The 22,294-nt window shown below is 46.1% G+C and carries 22 protein-coding genes and 1 riboswitch; of the genes, 16 read left to right on the plus strand and 6 right to left on the minus strand.

Annotation, left to right across the window (positions count from 1 at the left end; translation table 11 throughout):
* The first annotated feature begins 141 nt into the window (after positions 1 to 141).
* Together DMB88_RS03480 and thiC are read left to right on the plus strand one after the other, a co-directional pair.
* Positions 142 to 885 carry an IclR family transcriptional regulator gene (locus DMB88_RS03480; protein ID WP_056697171.1) on the plus strand — a complete coding sequence of 248 codons (744 nt, stop codon included), beginning with the start codon at positions 142 to 144 and terminating at the stop codon, positions 883 to 885.
* Between the two features lie 170 nt (positions 886 to 1,055).
* Positions 1,056 to 1,169: riboswitch (TPP riboswitch) on the plus strand.
* A 380-nt stretch (positions 1,170 to 1,549) separates the two neighbouring features.
* Entirely contained in the window at positions 1,550 to 3,334 is a 1,785-nt protein-coding gene (thiC, locus tag DMB88_RS03485; RefSeq protein WP_128104294.1) for a phosphomethylpyrimidine synthase ThiC, read from the plus strand.
* Between the two features lie 149 nt (positions 3,335 to 3,483).
* On the opposite strand, the gene DMB88_RS30120 is transcribed toward thiC, so the two are convergent.
* The 5 genes from DMB88_RS30120 to DMB88_RS03500 form a co-directional block, all read right to left on the minus strand.
* A complete protein-coding gene (locus DMB88_RS30120; protein ID WP_164848599.1) occupies positions 3,484 to 3,627 on the minus strand; it encodes a hypothetical protein in 144 nt (47 codons plus the stop codon).
* A gap of 292 nt (positions 3,628 to 3,919) precedes the next feature.
* Positions 3,920 to 4,609 carry a hypothetical protein gene (locus DMB88_RS03490; RefSeq protein ID WP_128100216.1) on the minus strand — a complete coding sequence of 230 codons (690 nt, stop codon included), beginning with the start codon at positions 4,607 to 4,609 and terminating at the stop codon, positions 3,920 to 3,922.
* Between the two features lie 167 nt (positions 4,610 to 4,776).
* Positions 4,777 to 4,944 (minus strand): hypothetical protein, encoded by a 168-nt coding sequence (locus DMB88_RS30125; protein WP_164848600.1) that lies wholly within the window; start codon positions 4,942 to 4,944, stop codon positions 4,777 to 4,779.
* Between the two features lie 524 nt (positions 4,945 to 5,468).
* Positions 5,469 to 6,287: a zinc ribbon domain-containing protein gene (locus DMB88_RS03495; protein ID WP_164848601.1), complete on the minus strand. Its 819-nt coding sequence runs from the start codon at positions 6,285 to 6,287 to the stop codon at positions 5,469 to 5,471.
* A gap of 71 nt (positions 6,288 to 6,358) precedes the next feature.
* A complete protein-coding gene (locus tag DMB88_RS03500; protein WP_128100218.1) occupies positions 6,359 to 7,309 on the minus strand; it encodes a helix-turn-helix transcriptional regulator in 951 nt (316 codons plus the stop codon).
* 84 nt (positions 7,310 to 7,393) lie between these two features.
* On the opposite strand from DMB88_RS03500, the gene DMB88_RS03505 reads away from it, so the two are divergent.
* The 7 genes from DMB88_RS03505 (at position 7,394) to DMB88_RS03535 (ending at position 12,058) form a co-directional block, all read left to right on the plus strand.
* Positions 7,394 to 8,089, plus strand: a complete 696-nt coding sequence (locus DMB88_RS03505) for a response regulator transcription factor (protein WP_128100219.1) — start codon at positions 7,394 to 7,396, stop codon at positions 8,087 to 8,089.
* Positions 8,082 to 9,170 (plus strand): HAMP domain-containing sensor histidine kinase, encoded by a 1,089-nt coding sequence (locus DMB88_RS03510; RefSeq protein WP_128100220.1) that lies wholly within the window; start codon positions 8,082 to 8,084, stop codon positions 9,168 to 9,170. The genes DMB88_RS03505 and DMB88_RS03510 overlap by 8 nt, the downstream gene beginning before the upstream one ends.
* A 368-nt stretch (positions 9,171 to 9,538) precedes the next feature.
* Positions 9,539 to 10,402: a M15 family metallopeptidase gene (locus tag DMB88_RS03515; RefSeq protein WP_128100221.1), complete on the plus strand. Its 864-nt coding sequence runs from the start codon at positions 9,539 to 9,541 to the stop codon at positions 10,400 to 10,402.
* A gap of 77 nt (positions 10,403 to 10,479) precedes the next feature.
* A complete protein-coding gene (locus DMB88_RS03520) occupies positions 10,480 to 11,031 on the plus strand; it encodes a VanZ family protein (RefSeq protein ID WP_128100222.1) in 552 nt (183 codons plus the stop codon).
* A gap of 15 nt (positions 11,032 to 11,046) precedes the next feature.
* A complete protein-coding gene (locus tag DMB88_RS03525; RefSeq protein WP_128100223.1) occupies positions 11,047 to 11,253 on the plus strand; it encodes a hypothetical protein in 207 nt (68 codons plus the stop codon).
* Positions 11,254 to 11,292: 39 nt separating this feature from the next.
* On the plus strand, positions 11,293 to 11,691 hold the full coding sequence (locus tag DMB88_RS03530; RefSeq protein WP_128100224.1) for a hypothetical protein: 399 nt from the start codon (positions 11,293 to 11,295) through the stop codon (positions 11,689 to 11,691).
* 52 nt (positions 11,692 to 11,743) lie between these two features.
* Positions 11,744 to 12,058: a hypothetical protein gene (locus DMB88_RS03535; protein ID WP_128100225.1), complete on the plus strand. Its 315-nt coding sequence runs from the start codon at positions 11,744 to 11,746 to the stop codon at positions 12,056 to 12,058.
* A 164-nt stretch (positions 12,059 to 12,222) separates the two neighbouring features.
* Here the strand turns inward: DMB88_RS03535 and acnA are convergent, their stop codons facing one another.
* Entirely contained in the window at positions 12,223 to 14,937 is a 2,715-nt protein-coding gene (gene acnA / locus DMB88_RS03540; protein ID WP_128100226.1) for an aconitate hydratase AcnA, read from the minus strand.
* A 363-nt stretch (positions 14,938 to 15,300) separates the two neighbouring features.
* Here acnA and DMB88_RS03545 point away from each other — a divergent pair, with 363 nt between their 5' ends.
* From DMB88_RS03545 to DMB88_RS03575, 7 genes are all read left to right on the plus strand, one after another.
* Positions 15,301 to 16,299 carry an amidase domain-containing protein gene (locus DMB88_RS03545; protein WP_128104295.1) on the plus strand — a complete coding sequence of 333 codons (999 nt, stop codon included), beginning with the start codon at positions 15,301 to 15,303 and terminating at the stop codon, positions 16,297 to 16,299.
* 145 nt (positions 16,300 to 16,444) lie between these two features.
* Positions 16,445 to 17,545 carry a D-alanine--D-alanine ligase gene (locus tag DMB88_RS03550; RefSeq protein ID WP_128100227.1) on the plus strand — a complete coding sequence of 367 codons (1,101 nt, stop codon included), beginning with the start codon at positions 16,445 to 16,447 and terminating at the stop codon, positions 17,543 to 17,545.
* A gap of 57 nt (positions 17,546 to 17,602) precedes the next feature.
* Positions 17,603 to 17,926, plus strand: a complete 324-nt coding sequence (locus DMB88_RS03555; RefSeq protein WP_128100228.1) for a hypothetical protein — start codon at positions 17,603 to 17,605, stop codon at positions 17,924 to 17,926.
* A 127-nt stretch (positions 17,927 to 18,053) separates the two neighbouring features.
* On the plus strand, positions 18,054 to 19,055 hold the full coding sequence (uvsE, locus tag DMB88_RS03560; RefSeq protein WP_128100229.1) for a UV DNA damage repair endonuclease UvsE: 1,002 nt from the start codon (positions 18,054 to 18,056) through the stop codon (positions 19,053 to 19,055).
* Positions 19,056 to 19,343: 288 nt separating this feature from the next.
* Entirely contained in the window at positions 19,344 to 20,216 is an 873-nt protein-coding gene (locus DMB88_RS03565; protein ID WP_128100230.1) for an inositol monophosphatase family protein, read from the plus strand.
* A 109-nt stretch (positions 20,217 to 20,325) separates the two neighbouring features.
* Positions 20,326 to 20,613, plus strand: a complete 288-nt coding sequence (locus DMB88_RS03570; RefSeq protein WP_128100231.1) for a hypothetical protein — start codon at positions 20,326 to 20,328, stop codon at positions 20,611 to 20,613.
* A gap of 199 nt (positions 20,614 to 20,812) precedes the next feature.
* A complete protein-coding gene (locus tag DMB88_RS03575) occupies positions 20,813 to 22,141 on the plus strand; it encodes a stalk domain-containing protein (RefSeq protein WP_128100232.1) in 1,329 nt (442 codons plus the stop codon).
* Positions 22,142 to 22,294 lie beyond the last annotated feature (153 nt).

The raw sequence follows: 22,294 nt of genomic DNA on the forward strand, positions 1-22,294 counted from the left end.
TTTCCTAAGCGTACAAATCGCGGAATATTTAGTCTTATAAAAAGGAGAATATTGCCCCTTTTTAGTTTACAGATGAGATCGTTTCTCATATAATTTATGTAACCAAGTTTCATGTGATGAAACATGAGGAGGCTTAGTGTCATGGAAGACCGCAAGTTGACCGTCAGGGCTGTGGAACGAGCCTTGGATATATTATTGTGCTTCACAACTCGGAGTGATCTGGGGCTTACCGAGATTGCAAGCCAGATTGGTCTGCACAAAAGCACGGTGCACCGGCTGATGGCAACCTTGGAAGAACGGGGATTTGTTATCCGGGATGCAGCTACCGAGAAGTATCGGCTTGGCATCCGCATCTGGGAGCTGTCCGCTCATATGTCCCGTAGTGATGACCCAGCTATCCTTCTTCTTCCTGCGATGGAGCGTCTGAGAGATCGACTCGGGGAGACGGTTAGCTTGTATTTGCGGGATGGCAGTGAACGGATTCGGATTCAGGCTGTTCAGAGCGATCAGGCTATACGGCGTGTAGCTCCTGTTGGTGTGCGCCTTCCTTTATCCGTAGGTGCGTCCAGTAAGGTGCTAATGGCCTTTGCTACGGAAGAGGATCGTGAGGAGCTGATGAATGGGCCGGAGTGGCCTGTCTTTATCGATCCTAAGGTCTATCTCGCGCAGATGAAGGATATTCTGGAGCATGGTTATGCAACGAGCTATGAGGAGCGTGAACCGGGAGCTGCGGCGGTATCTGTACCGATTATGGATCGCAAAGGCCAAATCGCTGCTGCATTGTCTGTATCAGGACCTGTCAGCCGTCTATCACAAGAGACGTTACATGAGTATGCACCCGTGTTGAAAGAAGCAGCTGCTCAGATGGGCTTGATGTTATCTTAACGAGTTTGTTCAACCACAACGCTCTTATGGAACATATATGTCATGATGAATCTGCTGATTCTGGAACATAAAGGTTGTTTTTCGTTCTCGGTTGAGCTATCCTGATATGGACAGCCCAGCCGGGCTTGATGAATTGAATATGACACTGCGGTATACTTGCCGCAACTTGTTAACGTTACTAGGGGAGTCCGAATTGTCCGGACTGAGACGGAATCGCATGAGATTCTGGACCCTTTGCACCTGATCTGGATCATACCAGCGTAGGGAAGTAATCGGCCAATCAACCACGAACATCAATGGGATGTAACCTATGGCTGAACTCAATTAGAGTTCGGTAATCGGTACATCATTGGTGATGGACATAGCCGGTTCCCTCGGGAACCGGCTTTTTTTATATACAGTGAGCAGAGACAAGATTTAGACTTCAGAGTTACTTTCGTAAAAAGAGCGGAGGTAGGTATCTGTTGTGGAATCTATTCAATTAGTTAGGTGAATGAACCTTACTCTGCTGCATGTTGTCTTACTGTATATGTCTCTCTAGGTAAGGTTGTCCTTGCTCCTTATATGGATGGTCTCCAGATTAGATGCGCTCGCATGGAAAAGAAGTGATGCAGTCGTGAAGACCAATGAGGAGGAGACAAAGACGATGAGTACAGAACAACCAATGATGGGACAAGGGAATACAGAAGCGCAGGCGGCAAAAGAAACAGGTTCGGCTGGAGGGGTTCAACCTTTTCCCGGCAGCCGTAAAGTATACATTCAGGGCTCACGTCCGGACATTGCTGTACCTGAGCGTGAAATAGCTCTTCATGACACGAGTACTCCCCAAGGGGTGGAGCATAATGAGCCGCTGCGTGTGTACGATACGAGCGGCCCGATGACCGACCCTGAATTTCACGCAGACATCCGGGCAGGACTACCTGCACTCCGCACACGCTGGATTACGGAGCGTGAGGATGTGGAGGCTTATGCAGGACGTACGGTGCAACCGGAAGATAACGGGCTCAAGGCGGGGAGTAGAAGAACCGGAGCTGAAGCTTACCCAGGCTTGCGTGGCAAGCCGCTGCGGGCTCAGGCTGGACGATGTGTAACGCAGATGCACTATGCACGCCAAGGCATCATTACGCCAGAGATGGAGTTTGCCGCGATTCGTGAGGGAGTAGAGCCGGAGTTTGTGCGACAAGAACTGGCCAGTGGCCGAGCGATTCTACCATCCAACATCAATCATCCTGAAAGTGAGCCGATGTTGATTGGTCGTCATTTTCATGTGAAGATCAATGCGAATATCGGGAATTCTGCCGTCTCCTCCTCCATCGAAGAAGAAGTGGAGAAGATGACCTGGGCTGTACGCTGGGGCTCGGATACCGTTATGGATCTGTCGACAGGAAAGGATATCCATACTACGCGGGAATGGATCATTCGTAATTCTCCAGTACCGATCGGAACTGTGCCACTCTATCAGGCGCTGGAGAAGGTCAATGGCGAAGCAGAAGCACTAACGTGGGAATTGTACCGAGACACACTCATTGAGCAGGCAGAGCAAGGCGTAGACTATTTCACGATCCATGCAGGCGTCTTACTGCGCTATATCCCGATGACAGCCAAACGTATGACAGGCATTGTGTCCCGGGGTGGATCTATTATGGCTGCGTGGTGTTTGGCACATCATCAAGAGAACTTTTTGTATACGCATTTTGAAGAAATCTGTGAAATTATGAAAAGGTATGATGTGGCATTCTCGCTTGGGGATGGATTGCGTCCGGGGAGTATCTATGATGCCAATGACGAGGCTCAGATGGCCGAGCTGGCTACACTGGGCGAGTTAACGCAGATTGCGTGGAAGCATGATGTACAGGTGATGATTGAAGGGCCGGGGCATGTGCCGATGCATAAGATCAAGGAGAATGTGGATCTACAGATGGAAATCTGTAAAGAGGCTCCGTTCTATACCTTGGGTCCACTGACAACGGACATTGCTCCAGGTTATGATCACATTACTTCAGCTATTGGAGCGGCGATGATTGGCTGGTTCGGGACATCCATGCTCTGTTATGTTACACCGAAGGAACATTTGGGGCTGCCTAACAAGGATGATGTACGAGAGGGAGTCATCGCCTACAAAATTGCAGCACATGCCGCTGACCTAGCCAAAGGTCATCCTCGAGCTCAACGCCGAGATGATGCGCTGTCCAAGGCTAGATTCGAATTCCGCTGGCGCGACCAATTTAACTTGTCGCTTGACCCTGAACGGGCGCTCTCTTACCATGACGAGACATTGCCTGCTGAGGGAGCTAAGGAAGCCCATTTCTGCTCGATGTGTGGGCCGAAGTTCTGTAGTATGCGAATTACGCAAGACATTCGTGCATTTGCTGCAGACAAGGGGTTGTCCGAAGATGATGCGGTAGCCGCAGGGATGCAGGCGAAGGCTGAAGAATATCGGATGCGGTAGGTGAGATTGGAGATTGATAGTGCAGCAAAAAAAAAAAACAGTTCATCACATAAAATGAGTGATGAACTGTTTTTTGTTTGTAGCCTTCAGAATTGCTCTTTTGGTTTGACTAAATATTGGCCGTCGTTCACAGATATCTCTACTATAGTTTACTTCATTTTACTCCAAATTCGAAACAGAATACCTGCAATGACAAATAGTATGCCGTCTGCTAATTTAAGACTTCCACCGTAGATAAATGCAGAACAGGCCAAGCCTATAATAAACAAAATTAGAATGTATAAGAAACGCACTAACATTCACTCCTCTACAATAAATGGAACTGTGCTTAACATATCTTAAGAGTGTGAACAATAATTCAAATTTATCTAATAAGATATAATGTTCTTAATACTCAGAGTAAATTAATAATAGAAATTTTTTAGTGTTCCTCTGGAATCATTATTGGCCGAACCCGAAAAACTAACGCTCAAAGCTCCGAAAGTTAATCCAACACTATGTAAGCCATAAAATACATATTAATATTAAATAGACTAGATACAAAAGTATAAAACTAGTGCCCTAATCTACTCCCCATTCCAACATTCAATGCGGTGCTATGCCTAGCTTCTTCTCCAAATACGTTGCAAGCAATGCCAAAGGGCTATGGATCGCAATACCGGTCTCTACTGTAACTCGCGCAGCAGCGGGCGCCATGGATAATTGGGCTGCGACTACCGTTTTGCCGGGATGCTGCCCAGCAATGTACTGTAATCCTTCACGTACTGCTGCAAGATAACCTTCCTTGTCACCGCGCATAATCAATTGAAACGTCTCAGGAATGCACACGGCTTCTGGCTGAGGCACCTCGGTAACACAGTTCTGCTCTTTCTCATAATCTTGCTGTAAAGCCCGATACACCCGTGCCATTGTACCTTCAATTGTAGCTGGATTGGTAAAAGCGAATATGTATTCATTGTCCATCCGTTGTATCTTCGCTAGTAGTGGATCATCAATGCCAATGACAGGAATGGCAATCTTTCGTGCTTCCTGTTCCAGAACAGCAGCAAACAGGGTGCAGGTCACGAGAATGGCATCGGTATGGCAGCGCTCAATCCATTGCAGGGTTTGAGATACTTTGTCCTTCGTTATTGCGTCAGAGAAGCCTTCATCATGTTTAAGCCGATCCAGACCGGGATCAACATAATGCACGAGTTCCACCGCATAGGCAGACAAAGCTTCTTCGACCAGGGTAATGTTGGAATAGTGAGCGTGAAAACAACTGATGGTAAGCATAGTATTTCTCCCCCTAATGGCTTCAGCTGCCTGTGAGCAGCCTAGGCTTGCCAAAGTTTTAACCCATTATAGAGGATAGGCGAATAACCGTCATCCCTAGCGTTCTGGAAGGACGGTAAGCTGATTGTAACCGAATAAGAACAAGAGACCGGTTAGAGCATGATATGTTAACGCATAGAAGGCGCAGCATTCTTATTCGCGATCTTTTGTTGCAAAATTTCATGAAAGGATAGACCTTGAGTGCTCTCATTCTCCTTTTTTGGAGCATTGGTCGCCGTGTTGCGCGGATATTGGTGGTGATACGGGATCATTTGCTGAATAGGCATGCGGATCATCTTGGTTCCTCCTTTGATGCGTAATTTATGTATTCATGATTTATAGGTATATGTGACTTGTTATATGAATTGGGCAAATTTATGATGTAATTCCAATTGGATTGTAGTGATTTTACCCGGTATTTGAGAGATGTAAACGTTTTTAGGGAAATTCAGGAATAAAGGACTGCATTTCGAAGAGGGTAAATGGGAGGATAGAATCGGTTGTTAAGTGAATAGACCCAATTTTAAATAAGTCAACCATGACCTAATTGAGACATATTGTCTGGTTGAATAGGTATGGGAAATGCTAAGTAACTTGGTACCTTAGACCGTTGTTTGGAGGGGAGAAAGGCAATTTGTTTGCGCGAATAATGAGTCGTTGCATGGATTCTACTTTAGTAATTGACCTTTCATTGGCTAAAAATATTAGCTAAAAGTACATATAACAAAAAGCCATCGGATTCCTCCGACAGCTCGCCTGAATATGATCTTAGAATTTAAATTTAGGATGAAGGATAGCTATCACATCAAATAACAATCCACTATTTTGACTGAACAGCAATATATACGTCTACCTGAACATTCTCAGGGTCAATACTACGTTCATCATATAGCTCGAAGTCACCCGTAAATGTACGTTTATGCTGATCCGCCCAAGCCCATACTGCGCCCCATGCTTCCCCTACCACTTCTGCCATAGCTCCTCTTCTGGAGGTGAACACGGCGTACGTAGCTGGAGGCAGATCAACTGAATTCATGTCCTCGGGCAGCCTTTCGTCCGCAGAAACTTCGTGACCAACCAGAATGGTGTACTCCCCGGTAATACCGTCTGTATAGTCACTATAACAGCCATAGCGAGCTACCTCTGGTGCTGGTAGTTGGTCAGAGGAGAAATACTGATTCCACAAGCCTTGAATGCAGCCTTTGCCACTGATCTCAATCGCATTGGTTGTTCTCGCAGACACACCCGCAAGACGTTTCGCCGGAAGAGTCACATAACGAACAGGCTCGGACAATCCAAGAAGCGCGCCGCTCAGACCATTCGACTCCGTAGATGTATCATTTGAATCGTCCCCTGAGCTTGCCGAGGTTCCTCTCATTATAGTGCCGTTCCATCGTTTCAAATAAGGAAGCTGATTCCGCAACATAGATCGTGCAGACTCCTCATCCATGCCTTCCTCCTTGAGAATCGCGGTGCACATTTCGATCATACCTTCCAGTGGAATGTTAGGCTGCTCGAATTGCCCGTTCTTATAACAGTAGATACAATACTCTCTTGTAGCCTTCCCATCAGTCTCTGTTCCGAACTGAGCTGGAGTTGTCAGTGGCATGCCGCAGCTTTGACATAACGTTGTGTTCATTATCATTTCCTCCTCGATCGTTGTAACTGAATATATGGACAGTATAACGAGAGGAACTAGACAGCAGTCTGTCAGGTTTGGGATGAAGAAGTATAATTTTGTACAATCTGTTCTGCCATTTGCCTTATTGTAACTCGGATATGCTCTGGCTCTAACACTTCGACATCTGCCCCAAAGCCCAAAATAAAGCCGTACAGCCAGTTGTCTTCTGGAAAGGCGACCTGACTGATGTAATATCCTTTTCCATCAGGAATGACATTTTCAATGCCAAACCATTCTTCTGCTAGATGGCGGGCGCGAGCGTGAAATCGCAGGGTCAGAGGGGCTTGGTTGTCGGGTGCTACCCATTCTTGCTGCCAGGGTCTATCATGTGGTTGTATAATTCTTCGCTCAAAATGTTCTTGTGCAAGGGATACATCTCGCATACGGACAAGCTTGAACATGCGGAATTGATCCCGTTCATGGCAGAATGCATAGAGATACCAAGAATGTCGTTTGAGCACCAGCGTATGGGGTTCAACGGTTCTAATGGTCTGATTCCCTCCAGCACTGCAATAGGTGAAGGTGATGAGCCGTGACTGATCCATTCCAGATTCGATCAACTGAAGCTTGATCTGCAAGGCTTCGGGATGTGTCCAGGTTGAATAATCGACAATGAAGCGGCTTGTATTGGACTGGAAATCTTCATTTTTGGCTTCGGGTACAATACTGCTGAGCTTCTCCACCAAGAGATCCCGTGCCACGTTGCTATGAGAAGTAGAGATGCTACGAAGTGCGGTCACGATCGATGCCAGATCCTGATCTGTCAGCACGTTACGGTCGAGCCGATAGCCCTCTGCAAGACCAATTCCGCCGCTAGCGCCTTGATACGTAACGACAGGGATACCTGCTTGACCCAACGTGTCGATGTCTCTATAAATGGTGCGAATGGACACTTCAAACGTATCTGCCAAGTCCTTGGCCTGTACACGACCTCGATTGACCAGCAGCACCACGATGGCTAATAAACGATCCAGTTTCATGAGTGGGTTTCCTTTCGATCGTTGATTATGTTAGATTCAGATAGATTATACTGCCCACTATCACATATAGGAGTGGAATAGGCAATGAAACGTATTACGATTTTGATTGCAGATGATGAAGTTGAGATTGCGGATCTGGTTGCTTTGCATCTGCAAAAAGAAGGATATCATATCATCAAAGCATTTGATGGGAAAACAGCGGTTCAAGCCGTTCAGACACAAACGATAGATTTAGCGATTTTGGATATCATGATGCCTGGTATGGACGGGTATGAGGTGACTCGCAAAATTCGGGAGCAGCACCATATGCCTATTATTTTTCTGAGTGCCAAAACCTCAGATATGGACAAAATTACGGGACTCGTGATGGGTGCGGACGATTACATGACCAAGCCATTTAATCCGATGGAGCTGGTTGCCCGTGTGAATTCACAGCTACGCCGTTCGCTTCAATTCAGTCAGGTAGCATCTGTCCAGCGCTCTGTTCTGGAGAAGGGTGGACTTGTGATCTCCCCCGATCAGCATAGTGTTATGCTCTATGGCAAGCCTGTAGAGTTAACACCGAAGGAATTCGATATTTTATATCTGCTCGCTAGCCATCCCAAACAGGTTTTTAGTGCAGAGAGCATTTTTGAACACGTGTGGGGAGAGGCTTATTATGAGAGCGGTAATACCGTTATGGTTCATATTCGAACCCTGCGCAAGAAGCTTGGTGAAGACGTAGACAAGAACAAGTTTATCAAAACGATCTGGGGTGTGGGGTACACATTCAATGAATAAACGTAGAAGTTTTCGAACAACGATGATTCTGTTGCTTGGTCTGAGCATGCTCGCCTCTGGTGCAATTACCTATGGTGTGTATAAACTAATGCAATACTTCTACTCGGGAGTGCGGGCAGAAGATCAGCTTGCTGAATATCGTCATTTTATGAAGAGTATCGGGGATATTTATTTCTTCTTACTCCTGTTCATTCCACTTGCGATATTGTTCTTCTTCTGGTTTACCAAACCCTATGTTACCTATTTCAAAGACATCTCTGCAGGCATAAGACACTTGGCCAATGGAGATTTTCAGCATCGGGTGCAGATTTCCTCGAAGGATGAATTAGGAACGATTGCAGAGGACATTAATCTGGCGAGTCTCAAGCTCAAGGAAGCGGTAGAACGGGGTGATTTTGCAGAGAACAGCAAGGATCAACTGGTGGTGAATCTAGCACATGATCTGCGAACTCCTCTGACCTCTGTATTAGGTTATCTGGATCTATTGGTGAAGGATGATCAACTAACGGAAGAGCAGGTTAAGCATTTTACTTCCATTGCATATACTAAGTCCCAGAGGTTGGAGAAGCTGGTTGATGACTTGTTTGAAATTACACGAATGAACTACGGCATGTTGCCTTTGGAGAAGAAGCAGCTTGATCTTAGTGAATTGCTCCGGCAGATGAATGAAGAGTTGTACCCCGTTTTTGAAAAAAATAAATTGGTTACTCGACTTCATATCGATTCCGATCTGGTCATTTCTGGCGATGGTGAACTACTGGCACGTGTCTTCGAGAATCTGCTAATTAATGCCGCCCGGCATGGTAAGGATGGTCTATATGTAGATATTTACGGTCATCGCGAAGCAGGGCAGGTTATCGTTCAGGTCATGAACTATGGAGGACATATTGATCGAGAAGATTTACCCCATATTTTCGATATGTATTATACCGGGGATCGCTCACGGACACCTCAGGAGGGTGGAACAGGGCTAGGGCTGTTTATCGCCAAAAATATTGTGGAGCAGCATGATGGAGCCATTTCGGCTCAAAGCGATGTTGTACGGACGGTATTTGAGATTCGGCTGCCCGCGCTAGCGTGAGTTGAAATCAATTTAAATTATATGCAATGAAATATATAAGTTTAACTAAACTTTTTACACGAGAACGGAGAGGACAGAAATAACGTGAAGAAGCGAAGCGCTCGCCTCAAAGCTTTCTGAAAGAAAGCTACTTCGGAAGCATACGCCATCACCGGATTTTCCCTTTGAAGAAGGGAATCCAAAAAATCTGGGGATAACAGCGATCGGAAGGTTATTCTGTCATCGGAGTGGCAAGTGTAAACCTTCTTTAGTTGAACCTATATAGTTGTATGAACGCTCTAATTTAAGAAAAACTTTAGAATTGCCCTGCTTTTATTTAACTTGTTTCTTCTATCCTTGATTTTATGAGGAAGAGGAGGAGCGTGGAGATGAAAAAGTGGGGATTTTTGATATGCATCATTGCTGTGGGTTATATTTTTAGCAGGTCAACCGCTTGGTTGCAACAACCGACCGAACCGATGGTAGAGATTCAGTATACGAATGAGATTCATACGGATCATGCCCAAGCCGTCCATATAGATATGAAAAGTGAAGTACATAAAGGCAATCTATTGCTCGTGAACTTAGAATATCCCGTACATCCAACAGGCATGAGAACGGATATTGTGAAATTAGCTGAACAGAATGAACTGGTGCGTGGATACGGCTTGCTGGATCATAAAATAAGGCTATCACGGTACGTAGCCCAAGCGTTTGAGCAAATGGTTGAAGCCGCTGGTCAAGATGATGTGCGCTATTTTATGATTAGTAGTGGTTATCGGGACTTGGCAGAACAAGCACGATTGTATGAGCAAAAGGGTTTGGATTATGCGCTCCCTGCGGGGCACAGTGAACATAATCTAGGCTTGTCCGTAGATGTAGGTTCTACTCTAGCTGCCATGAGTGAGGCACCTGAAGGGGCATGGCTGGAGCGAAATGCGTGGAAATATGGTTTTATTCTACGCTATCCGAAGGACAAGGTACATATTACGGGGATTCAATATGAACCATGGCACTTTCGTTATGTTGGCTTACCACATAGTGCTGTCATGGTTCAGCGTAATTTGGCTTTGGAGCAATATCTGGAGCTGCTAAAGGACAAGAAGAGCCTGACTGTTGAGGTTGAGGGTCAGATCTATCACGTTCATTATTACACTGCTTCACAAGACCAAGCGATCTACATACCTGAGAACCGTTCATATGAGATATCGGGCGATAACATGGAAGGCGTCGTCGTGACGGTGAAGGAATAACAGTTATAGTTACAGTAACACTAACATAGCAACATTTGAATCGTCGCAAACGTACATTATAATGGAGGTTCATCATCATGAGCACAAAAAAATTAATAGTCCAACTTTTATGGATCTCCGCTTTGGTCATCTATCTATATCTGTTAACGAAGCTGATCTTATTCAAAGGTAATCCTGTTGATATTAACTTGGTACTGACTCAACTTAAGCTGTTCATGCAAGAGCCAGACCTTATTCATACACGAATCGTTAACTTGACGCCATTGCAGGAGATTGCAAGAGACTGGCATAGTGTGTCGTTGGGTCGACCGGGGAGTGCCATTCATCTGTTTGGTAATGTACTCGCTTTTATGCCGCTAGGCATATTTATCCCTGTGCTAATGGGCAACAAGTGGTTGGCAGGGGCAAACGTATTGGTATTATCTCTCCTGCTCAGCCTGGCCTATGAGGTCACACAGCTATTGACCGGTATGGGTGTATTTGATGTAGATGACCTTATTCTCAATACTACGGGTGGTATCCTTGGGTACGTCCTCTTTACGATGGCTCGTGGGATGAAACGCATAATAGCAGGTGAACCTGCACGTACTGTGAAGAAACAATATGATGCAAACAAAAGTCACACCTAAAAGGGGAGAATCCTTATGTTCTTTTTGGCTCTTCTGATCATTGGCGTAGGCCTTATGTTCATCGCTAGTCCGCGTTATGTAACGCATGCCTCGAATCGTCGTATAATGGATCGCACGACATCCAAGTTGATCGGGTACTCACTTATCATTATGTCATGCTTATTTCTAATCAGGGGAGTGCTGCAAATGCTGGATCAAGCCTCACATCATGTGGGGCATTAATGAGCAGGTATGTTCATCAACTGACAAGGAGGACACTAATTGTATTCATTAGCTAAACAACTGGCCAGCCGAATGAGAGCTATTATGGAAGTTGAGAATGAGATTGCAACATTAAAAAGCAAGGATGCCGATGACAAGGCTGTGCTTGATCTGGAGCAAAAGAGATCTGAGCTAATCAATAGCTGTACACGAGATGAGTTATTCGTAATCAAAACGGTGATGAATGTAGGGCGTGGAGAGAGAGGATATCGGTTCCATGCTGGATCGGATGAGATAGAGATTATTAAACTGCCAATTGAACTAAACGAGCATGAGATGATGCAGAAGTATTCCTACTACCTTGTACATAAGACAGAACGTGAACTGGCGAATAGCATTGAATTTAATACGGTTGTGACGGAAGAACTCAGGGAAGGCATGGAAATCTTAAAACTGTAAGAGGGTGTAGTGTAAGTTATAACCGGAATTAAGCTTGAAGGAGGTCTGTTCAATGATAATGAAGATTTCATACTATAGCCCGGATGGCCACTATTTTTATGTCCCTGATCATTACGCGGATCGAATCGAAGAGTGGCGAATAGAATTTTCTGATTTTTTACAGACATTAGAATATAAGCATCCCTTCACCCAATACATGGAGTCCATTAACTATGATGGCGAATTGGAATATGGTCACTTTGTTCGTTGTTACGGAGGAAGTGATTTTGTAGACTGGATTAATGTAGAAAAGTTGAACAGGAGGGGGCTCTATAGCATTCCTGAACCACCTGATGATTCGGAAGTTGGCATAAAGATTGATTTTTAATATCGTCTATCTTCCGACGAGGATAAATTAATTCATTCATTCATTACAGACATATCAGCTGCCAACAGATATACACAAATAATGCAAGAAGCTCCCCATCATGCCTACCGGCAACGATGGGGAGCTTCTTTTATATCACTTCATAGCATTAATGGTTAAGGCAATTAAGCTTTTTTCATCATTTGACGCAATACCGTTTGCAGGATACCGCCGTTATGGTAGTAATCCACATCAACCATACTGTCCAGACGTGCGATAACAGGGAAGTCGAACTGTGTACCGTCTTCACGAGTTACAGTTACTTTCAACTCTTGTCCTGGTTTCACGTCATTGCTCAGGCCAGTAATGTCGTATGTTTCGCGTCCATTCAGACCCAGGCTAGACCAGCCGTGACCTTCTTGGAATTGCAATGGCATAACGCCCATGCCGACGAGGTTACTACGGTGAATCCGCTCGAAACTTTCTGCGATAACGGCTTTGACGCCGAGCAAGAATGTTCCTTTTGCCGCCCAGTCACGGGAGCTTCCTGTACCATACTCTTTACCTGCGATAACGATCAAGTTCTGTCCTTCATCCTGATACTTCATGGAAGCATCGTAGATGGACATTTCTTCGTCTGTTGGCAAGTATTTCGTAATACCACCCTCAGTACCCGGAGCTACTTGGTTACGAATACGGATATTCGCAAACGTACCACGCATCATAACTTCATGATTACCACGACGTGAGCCGTAGGAGTTGAAGTCTTTGCGCTCTACGCCATGCTCTTTCAGGTACAATCCAGCTGGGCTGGACGGTGCGATATTACCTGCTGGTGAGATGTGATCCGTTGTTACGGAATCAGCAAGCAATGCCATAACACGTGCAGAACGGATATCGGAGATATCGTTCAGCTTGTCACCAAGCTCTTGGAAGAACGGAGGATTCTGAATGTACGTGGAGTTTGGATCCCACTCGTACAGTTCGCCTTCTGGTACAGGGATGTTGTTCCAACGTTCGTTAGCTGTAAATACGTTCTCGTATTTGTTACGGAACATTTGAGCGTTCAGGGAGCTAGCAATCGCATCCTTGATTTCCTCAGAGCTAGGCCAGAGGTCTTTCAGGAATACAGGCTCGTTATTTGTATCATAGCCGATTGGATCGACTTCGAAGTCAATATTCACCGTACCCGCGAGTGCGTATGCCACAACGAGTGGTGGAGAAGCCAAGTAGTTAGCTTTAACTTGAGCGTGTACACGGCCTTCGAAGTTACGGTTACCAGACAATACAGCCGCTACGGTCATATCGTTCTCAGCAATAGCTTCGCTTACTTCATCCGGTAGTGGACCGGAGTTACCGATACAAGTCGCACAGCCGTAACCAGCAACGTTGAATCCGAGTTGATCCAAGTACTCGATCAGACCTGCTTTTTCCAGATACTCGGTAACCACCAGAGATCCTGGAGTCAAGCTGCTTTTCACGTAGCCTGGTTTAGTCAAGCCGCGTTCAACTGCTTTTTTCGCAAGCAAACCTGCTCCAACCATAACACTAGGGTTAGATGTGTTTGTGCAGCTTGTGATGGCTGCGATTACGACAGCTCCAGCAGCAAGTTCGCTTGTTGAACCATCAGGATGTTTAACAGGTACTTTTTGTTCAAGCTTCTCTTCAGTCAGTCCGTATCCACCTTTATCAACCGGTGTGCGCACGATGCTGTTGAAGCTTTCTTTCATTTGTGTCAGCTCGATGCGATCTTGTGGACGTTTTGGTCCTGCAAGACTTGGTACAACGGAGCCGAGGTCAAGTTCAATAACATCTGTAAATTCAGGATCTACTGTTGAAGCAGTCCGGAACATACCTTGAGCTTTGTAGTAAGCTTCAACCAGATCCACTTGCTCATCGGAACGGCCTGTGCTGCGCAAGTAGTTCAGCGTTTCGCTATCTACAGGGAAGAAACCGATGGTTGCGCCGTATTCAGGTGCCATGTTAGCTACAGTTGCACGGTCAGCAAGACCAATATTAGCAAGTCCTGGGCCGTAGAACTCTACGAATTTACCAACAACGCCTTTTTTACGAAGCATTTGGGTAACAGTCAGCGCCAGATCCGTTGCTGTTGCGCCTTCGCTCAGGCTACCTGTCAATTTGAAACCGATAACGTCAGGTGTAACAAAGTAAAGCGGTTGGCCAAGCATACCTGCTTCAGCCTCGATCCCGCCAACACCCCAACCTACAACGCCAAGACCGTTGATCATTGTTGTATGGGAGTCCGTACCTACGAGAGAGTCTGGGAATACTACCGTTTCGCCGTCAACTGTTTTGGTTGCAGCAACGGAAGCTAGGTACTCCAAGTTGACTTGGTGAACAATCCCTGTGGACGGTGGAACCGCACGGAAGTTGTTGAACGCCGTTTGTGCCCAACGCAAGAAACGGTAACGCTCTTCGTTACGCTCGAATTCAACCTTGATATTGTAGTCAAGGGCATCGTTTGTTCCGAATGCATCAACCATAACGGAGTGGTCAATAACGAGGTCAACTGGTACGAGCGGGTTGATCTGTTTTGGATCGCCGCCTGCTTTTTTAACCGTATCACGCATTGCAGCAAGGTCAACGACAACCGGTACACCGGTGAAGTCTTGCAGAACGATACGTGCAGGAATAAATGGAATTTCTTTGTTATTGTCACGGCCATCTGCCCAGCCGGTCAATTGTTTCACATGTTCTTCGGTGATTGCGTGTCCATCGAATTGACGAACTGCTGCTTCAAGCAGCACTTTAATAGAGAAGGGAAGCTTGGAAAGGTCGCCGTAGCCGCCTTCCTGAAGAGCATCTAAACTGTAGTAGCGGTAAGACTTGCCTCCGACCTCAAGACTGCGTGCGGCGGAGAAATGGTTCTTGGCTGACATACATGTACCTCCTTAAAAATGTGTCGGTGAGATGAAGAAGACATTCATTTAAATGAAGAACAGGCCTTCATCGCTCCGTGTTCTTGTTCGTTGGTTTCATTAGGTGAAACATAATTTCATAATCGTAACTTTAGTTTTAAGTATACCGTTTCGAGAGGTCTACGTAAAGGGATTTTTGCCTGTATAATCCTGCTTTTTAAAAAGAATGAAGGCGTTTTCTCACAAAGAGTAAGTTCGTATCATTTGGATTTCAGAAGGCGTACTCATACAACCCGGTGGGTTCTCATAGATATAGAAGGAGTTTTATTGTGCATATCGGTGGGAGATCGTCCAAACACAGCTTATGCCGAAGGGGACAACAGCTTGGAACGGGAATGGAAGAGTGCCTTGTATACGTATGTTAACCAATATAATCGCTGCGAGATTGACTACCGCCCACAGACAAGCGAACGTATCGTAACTGATCCTGCGTTTGTTCTAGATCGTGGCGAACGTATGACGAGATTAGATGAGTGGTATCGGAGGCGGCGGGCTGTGCCGCTGCGGAGCGAGACCAGCGCCAAGATCGTACGTACGGTTACCGAGAGCCCGGAAGAGTCGGTGGTGGATGTGCAGCTATACAGCAGGTTGTTTTATGAGAAAAGCGGCATGACTCATCGCGAAGATCGAATTGAGCGGGAACGGTTGACCTTTCTGCGGCAGAATGGAGCTTGGACGATTACACGTGTAGAACGTGAAGTGCCTGAACGCCGCCCTCCTGGGGCGAGCCGCCCTTTTCAGCAGGCTGATTTTGTACAGGCGATGAATCGACCTTTGCTCAATCACGATGTACTTAGACAGGGACGCAGCTCTCGTCAACAATTATATCGCCGAGATTTAGCCGTTGCATATGCGGATCGGTGGTGGAATACAGGCAATCCGGCATTTGAAGAATTCGAGGTGGACTGCACCAATTACGTGTCCCAATGCCTCTTTGCAGGTGAGGCACCCATCCACTATACTGGTAGGAGAGAAGCGGGCTGGTGGTATAAAGGCTATGTAAATGGCACGGAGATGTGGAGCTACAGCTGGGCGGTATCGAACAGTTTGGAGCGTTATCTGTCCAGTAGCATTTGGGGCTTGACCGCAACGGTAGTGGAGCGTCCTGAGCAACTGATGCTGGGGGATGTCATTCTCTACGATTGGGACGGGGACGGTCGCTTTCAGCATAGTACGGTGGTCACTGCCTTTGATGCAGGTGGCATGCCGCTTGTTAACGCACATACAGTCAGCAGTCGTCACCGTTACTGGGATTACCAGGATTCTTACGCTTGGACAGAGCGGACGGTGTATCGGCTTTTTCACATTGCAGACGAGTTTTGAGCCTAATCGCACGGGAAATGAACTTGTTTTCGGTGACGCACCGAGCCCATTCCGTGTAAAATAAGATCAGTACAGAATATTAATGGTGCCTGTCGTGATTACGGTCATGAAGTAGGCATGATGCACAGATAATCGGAGGTTACGCATGAGTATGGATAAATTAAAAGTAGGCGTCGTTTATGGCGGGAAGTCTGGCGAGCACGAGGTATCGCTGCAAACGGCGTTTGCTGTAACAAATGCATTTGATTATGAAAAGTATGAACTTGTTCCTTTTTATATCTCCAAGCAAGGTACATGGAAAAAAGGCTCTGTGATGCATGCGCCATTCGCGCAGATCGAAGACCTGAAGCTGGAACATGCTGCTGGCGGAACGCAGGAAGCACTGAACGCGCTATTCGGTCGCTTGTACGGTGGAGAAGAAGCTTTGGATGTGATGTTCCCGTTGTTGCACGGCACATTCGGTGAAGACGGAACGATCCAAGGTATGTTCGAGATGGCAGATATGCCTTACGTTGGTGCGGGTGTACTCGCTTCAGCGGGTGGTATGGACAAAGTTGTAATGAAGAAGTTGTTCGCACAGGCGGGGATTGACCAATGTGCCTTCACTTATTTTAACGCAACACAATGGAAGCAATCTGAGCATGAAATGATCGTTCAGGTGGAAGATCAGCTAGGTTATCCGTGCTTTATCAAACCGGCAAACTTGGGCTCAAGCGTGGGTATCTCCAAAGCACGCAACCGGGATGAATTGAAAACGGCTGTTGAATTTGCACTTCGTTATGATACGAAGGTGGTTATTGAGGAGTTCGTTGAAGCACGTGAAGTCGAGGTGAGCGTGCTAGGAAACGATGAGCCGATGGCTTCGGTGCCAGGAGAAATCGTATCCTCCGGTGAATATTATGATTATGCGGCGAAGTACATTGACGGACAATCACAGATGTTAATTCCTGCACCACTCGATCCAGAAGCAGCAGATCGTATTCGTGAAGCGGCGTTGCAGGCATTTCGTGCAATCGAAGGCAATGGTATCTCCCGCGCTGACTTTTTCATCCGCAAATCGGATGGCGCCTTGCTTATTAATGAAGTGAACACAATGCCAGGTTTCACACCGTACAGTATGTATCCTTTGCTGTGGCGCGAGACAGGTGTATCGTATGCAGAGCTGCTGGATCGTATGATTGAGCTTGCTTTGGAGCGTTACAACCGCAAACAGGCTCTGAACTACGAAAACGGCGTGCAAGCATAATTTCGGATTTTATAAAATGAACTTATTATTTACACGCTAATTTAAGGAGGGATAGGCATGGGATTTCAGACTGAATTCAATTCTGTATGCAAATTCAAAAGCGAACAAGAACTATTCGAACTACTTGAATATGGCCGTGGCAAAATGGTAAAACAAGGCTTCCGGGTATTCCCTACCGGACAGAAAGTCATTGCGTACACACCGGACAATGTGGCGGTTGCCATCGTGAAGATTGTCGCTTCCATTGCGGAGATTAACTTCCAAAATCAAGAGGTGACCGAAGTAGAGATGCAACTCATCCGTAAATTAACGGAAGAAGAGTCACGCATCCAGACTGCACTTGCCGACGAGATGTTCTTTGGAGAGCAGGTGCAGGGTTAATCAACCGATTTGGTGCCTGAGCGATTATGGTCTTTCGTTTAGGGTAAAACTTGGTTATATACAAGTTGGCAAAGCTCGGCGTATATCAGTCGGGCAGAATTGCCGCCCATAGAGAGGAAGAACCTTCATGCTCGTGCGTTTTGGTTACGTGGCTATGTCTGTGCTTGTGGAGAATGCTTCACCGTCGCGCACAATGACCATGGCCAGCTTCAAAAAGATCGACGACAGGCAAGCAGCCATTCGTAAGCTGGAACGGATCGCGGCTGAGAATCTACACAATACGTTACGATTACTCAGACATAATCGCGGGAGTCATATTCATGTCTATCGTTTCTCCTCCAAATTAATTCCGCTCGCAACGCATGAGGATCTAAGTGATTGGGATCCATTTCCGGCACTAAAATCTGATTTTGCTGCAATAGGTGAATTTGTGAAAGAGAACGAGATGCGTGTATCGTTTCACCCGGATCATTTTACGGTACTCAGTACACCTCGTGAGGAAGTGCTACGTAATTCGATCAAGGATCTGCGCCATCATGTGCGGATGCTGGATGCAATGGGTCTGAATGCAACTGCCAAGAACAATATACATATTGGTGGTGCATATGGGGACAAGCCTTCTGCAGCACTTCGTTTTGAAGAGAACTTTATGAAGCTGGACAGGGATATTCAAGAGCGGATTACGCTCGAAAATGATGATAAAACTTTCAATGTGCCTGAAACTCTTGCGGTGTGTGAACATTTGGGGTTACCGATGGTACTGGATATTCATCATCAGTGGGTCAACAACGAAGGGGAAAAGCCTTGGGAGCTGTGGCCTAATATTTTGAAAACATGGACGTCACCACTTGCACAGGCAGATTCTCCAGCGGATCGCCCACTCCCACCTAAGATTCACGTATCTAGCCCGAAGAGTGAGAAAGACCTGCGTGGTCATGCGGACGGGGTAGAGGTTGAGCCATTGCTGGACTTTTTAAGGCACATTGCTGCAGATACCCCTGCGCTGGATGTCATGATTGAGGCCAAACGTAAAGATGAAGCATTGGTTCAGTTGATGCAGAAGCTAGCATTCTATCACGAAGAGGGTGTGGAATGGGTGGACGAGTCAACGGTCATTATTCATCCCTAAATGCCAAAAGAGGCTTAGGCAACTAGAAACTTTAACGCTGGTGAGGCGTATACTTTTGAGAGGTTGTTCAACAAGTACGCTTTTGATTACGAAGGATGCCATGCGGCATGCGGCATCATCAACATCGAATATGGAATTCAGCCGAAATGTCCGTTGCTCACGTAGTCACCCTACGCTCCGCTACTCCATTTCTAGCTTCATTCCATCTTCTTGGTACTGAAAACCGTACTTTTTGAATACGTACTTGGACAGTATTTTAATTTTTCGTAGATTGATATAGAAAGTAGAGTGAACGCTTTGAATGAGAAGGAAAAGACACCTTATGTCGTGACAAGCAAAAGCTATACTGCCGTCGCCATCAATGCAGCTTCCAAAGCTGGAGAGTGGATCAAGAGTCGCCTTGGAACGGTAAGTGAACTTGGAATCAAGTATTCTCCGCAAGATCTGGTAACCGAAGTGGATAAAGGAGCGGAACAGATGATCCGCCGCCTCATTCTTACCCATTTTCCAGAGCATGCTATTCTGGGTGAAGAGGGCGTGGAGCCAGGACCTGAAGCTTCGGCTAGAGCACTCCAAGAGATCCAAGATGAAGAGTACCTCTGGATTGTTGACCCTGTGGATGGTACGACCAACTTCGTGCATGGATTTCCGTTCTTTTCGGTATCTATTGCATTAGCGCATCGTGGTGAAGTTATTGTAGGTGTTATCTACGATCCTTCACGGGATGAATTATTTGTAGCTGAAAAAGGAAAAGGCGCTTACGTTCATGGTAATCGTATGGGCGTATCTGGAGAGCAAGAGCTGGCACATAGCCTTGTTGCGGTTGGCTTCCCTGCTGATCCTAACTATACTCTGCCGATTAATATGGCTGCTGTACAGGCACTTGCACCACAGGTGCGTAACTTACGTGCTGGCGGTTCGGCTGCATTACATCTGGCTTATGTTGCTGCGGGAAGACTCAGCGCTTATACGGAAATCGGACTGAAACCATGGGATATTGCAGCAGGCGCATTGCTCGTTGCTGAGTCTGGTGGCACAATCACAGATACGGTTGGAACACCGTACGATCTGTCTGTTAGCCACATCGTAGCAAGTAATGGCAAAATTCATGACGCCCTGACAGGTGTACTGAAGGAAGCCAAAGCTACAGGCATGGAGTAAGTGAATTAAAATCATGTATTCTTGAATACGTTGAAGGCAACTGAGGATAACAGCGATCAGAAGATTGTTCTGTTCACGAAGTGAAATTCAATCAAAGGAGCGAATACCAATGGATGAATCCAAAGAACTGGAACAACGGCTCAGAGATATGCTGATGGAAGGGGACATGGAGGACTCCGGCGACGCCGATCAGCGTGAACACCAATTGATTCCTCCCAAATATGAAGTGCGGATTCAGACGGAACGCGACCCCATTGTCGAAGAAACGTTAAAATTTCGGCAATTAGCACGTGAAGTAGATGATCGTTATGATCGTTATCTGGAGCGAGCTACTGGGAACAAATCTGACACAATGGATTCCAACCATTCTAACGATCCGGATCCGTCGCAAACTTAACCAACGACCAATGAATATATGAACGAAATAACAGGTTATCCCGCCAGGGAAGCCTGTTATTTCATGTGCATCACCAGTATTTGGGACAATCACTACTTTATAATGATAGAATAGAATCACACGCACTTATGTCATTAAAGTGACTGATATTTTATATAATCGTGTAAATGATAGATTCGCAAAAGGAGTGTTAACGAGAATGAAGCGTAAACGTACATGGGGAAATACAGCAGCAGGATTAACAGCGAGTATGTTAGCCGGAATGTTGCTCTTAGCATCATCTGCATTGCCTGCATATGCAGCAGAGGCGGGTACAAGCACATTACCAGCGAGCACAAGCGAAGCATCCTTGCCAGCGAAGAAAGACGCAGTCGCGGTAACGAAGGAGTTTCGTATCGTAACCTTGGGAGATTCCATCACTGTAGGATACGAGCCTAATCTCAAACAGCAAGACCAGCCATATGGTTATGTAGAACGTTTGCAGGAGCAAGGCTTGCTTCATGGCCGTACACAAGTGGATAACTACGGTATTGCTGGTTTGAAGAGTAGTGGTCTGAAGACATTCACGACGGCAATCAAAGAAGGCAAAACGCTCACGTCAGAAGGGATTCAACCAAGTCTGCCAGACCCAAGAGCAGGACAGATTGGAGCGAATACCGCTGCCATTCGGGAGAGTATTGCTCAAGCGAATCTAGTAGCCATTACAATTGGCGGTAATGACGTATCGGAGTTGCTTGGTACAGCCAACAAGATGAGTGATCAGGAACTGCAAGAGAAGGTCAAAGAATTACTTACAACCTATACAGCGAATATTAATGCAACGATCACTGATATTCATGAGATTAACCCGGCAGCCCGAATTGTGATTGCTGATCAATATCAACCGATGCCAGAAGTAGCAGGTAAGGAGCTTTATGCTAAGCTCATGGAGGCATCCAAAGGCTTCACAACAACGATTGATGGGATTGCAGCTCAATTTACGGCCCAAGGGGTCAACGTACAAGTAGCTCATGTAGCGAAAGAGTTTATTGGTGGCGAAGGTACGATGACACATATGATCAGAGATCGTGATTTCCACCCGAATCAATTGGGATATGCATCGATTGCTGAAGTGTTTTCCAAAACCATCTGGGGCAACTATACCAAATTGACAGCTCCAGCAGCAGGCGAGCCGATGAACATTATCGTCAGCGGCAAAACGCTCAACACACCGTACAAACCGATCATCCGCAGCGGCAAAAACTTTGTAGCCATTCAGGATATCGTGAATGCGGTTGGTGCAACAACGGTTTGGGATAACAAAACGTCTACCGCTACAATTACGTATGGTGATCGCAAGGTTGCTGTGAAGATTGGTGCAAATGCGGTTCTAGTTAACGGAGCATCGGTGAAAGTGGACACACCTGCCTTCCTGAACAAAGTAGGCAAAGAGTCCAAAACATACGTACCTCTTGCTATGGTAGCAGAAGGTCTTGGATTTGACGTGCAGTATCTAGCGAAGCTAAAAACAGTATTTGTGAATCCGTAACCGTTACTTCGCATCCGAATAGACAGATGGTCTCCCTTATTTCCATAGGGGAAACCTCTGTCTATTTGTCTTTTTCTAGGCACATCGTGAATAGATTGTTTCATGTCTCCAAAAGTTGAATAAATATGACTTGTCATCTGACCATGGATGTGT

The sequence above is a fragment of the Paenibacillus sp. DCT19 genome, assembly GCF_003268635.1.
Lineage (GTDB): Bacteria > Bacillota > Bacilli > Paenibacillales > Paenibacillaceae > Paenibacillus.

Coding starts and splice junctions, on each gene's coding strand:
- DMB88_RS03510 (WP_128100220.1), top strand. CDS start 8,082: ATGAATAAACGTAGAAGTTTTCGAACAACGATGATTCTGTTGCTTGGT.
- DMB88_RS03550 (WP_128100227.1), top strand. CDS start 16,445: ATGAGTATGGATAAATTAAAAGTAGGCGTCGTTTATGGCGGGAAGTCT.
- DMB88_RS03505 (WP_128100219.1), top strand. CDS start 7,394: ATGAAACGTATTACGATTTTGATTGCAGATGATGAAGTTGAGATTGCG.
- DMB88_RS03515 (WP_128100221.1), top strand. CDS start 9,539: ATGAAAAAGTGGGGATTTTTGATATGCATCATTGCTGTGGGTTATATT.
- DMB88_RS03525 (WP_128100223.1), top strand. CDS start 11,047: ATGTTCTTTTTGGCTCTTCTGATCATTGGCGTAGGCCTTATGTTCATC.
- DMB88_RS03575 (WP_128100232.1), top strand. CDS start 20,813: ATGAAGCGTAAACGTACATGGGGAAATACAGCAGCAGGATTAACAGCG.
- DMB88_RS03555 (WP_128100228.1), top strand. CDS start 17,603: ATGGGATTTCAGACTGAATTCAATTCTGTATGCAAATTCAAAAGCGAA.
- DMB88_RS03480 (WP_056697171.1), top strand. CDS start 142: ATGGAAGACCGCAAGTTGACCGTCAGGGCTGTGGAACGAGCCTTGGAT.
- DMB88_RS03535 (WP_128100225.1), top strand. CDS start 11,744: ATGATAATGAAGATTTCATACTATAGCCCGGATGGCCACTATTTTTAT.
- DMB88_RS30125 (WP_164848600.1), bottom strand. CDS start 4,944: ATGATCCGCATGCCTATTCAGCAAATGATCCCGTATCACCACCAATAT.
- thiC (WP_128104294.1), top strand. CDS start 1,550: ATGATGGGACAAGGGAATACAGAAGCGCAGGCGGCAAAAGAAACAGGT.
- acnA (WP_128100226.1), bottom strand. CDS start 14,937: ATGTCAGCCAAGAACCATTTCTCCGCCGCACGCAGTCTTGAGGTCGGA.
- DMB88_RS03570 (WP_128100231.1), top strand. CDS start 20,326: ATGGATGAATCCAAAGAACTGGAACAACGGCTCAGAGATATGCTGATG.
- DMB88_RS03495 (WP_164848601.1), bottom strand. CDS start 6,287: ATGAACACAACGTTATGTCAAAGCTGCGGCATGCCACTGACAACTCCA.
- DMB88_RS03500 (WP_128100218.1), bottom strand. CDS start 7,309: ATGAAACTGGATCGTTTATTAGCCATCGTGGTGCTGCTGGTCAATCGA.
- uvsE (WP_128100229.1), top strand. CDS start 18,054: ATGCTCGTGCGTTTTGGTTACGTGGCTATGTCTGTGCTTGTGGAGAAT.
- DMB88_RS03520 (WP_128100222.1), top strand. CDS start 10,480: ATGAGCACAAAAAAATTAATAGTCCAACTTTTATGGATCTCCGCTTTG.
- DMB88_RS03490 (WP_128100216.1), bottom strand. CDS start 4,609: ATGCTTACCATCAGTTGTTTTCACGCTCACTATTCCAACATTACCCTG.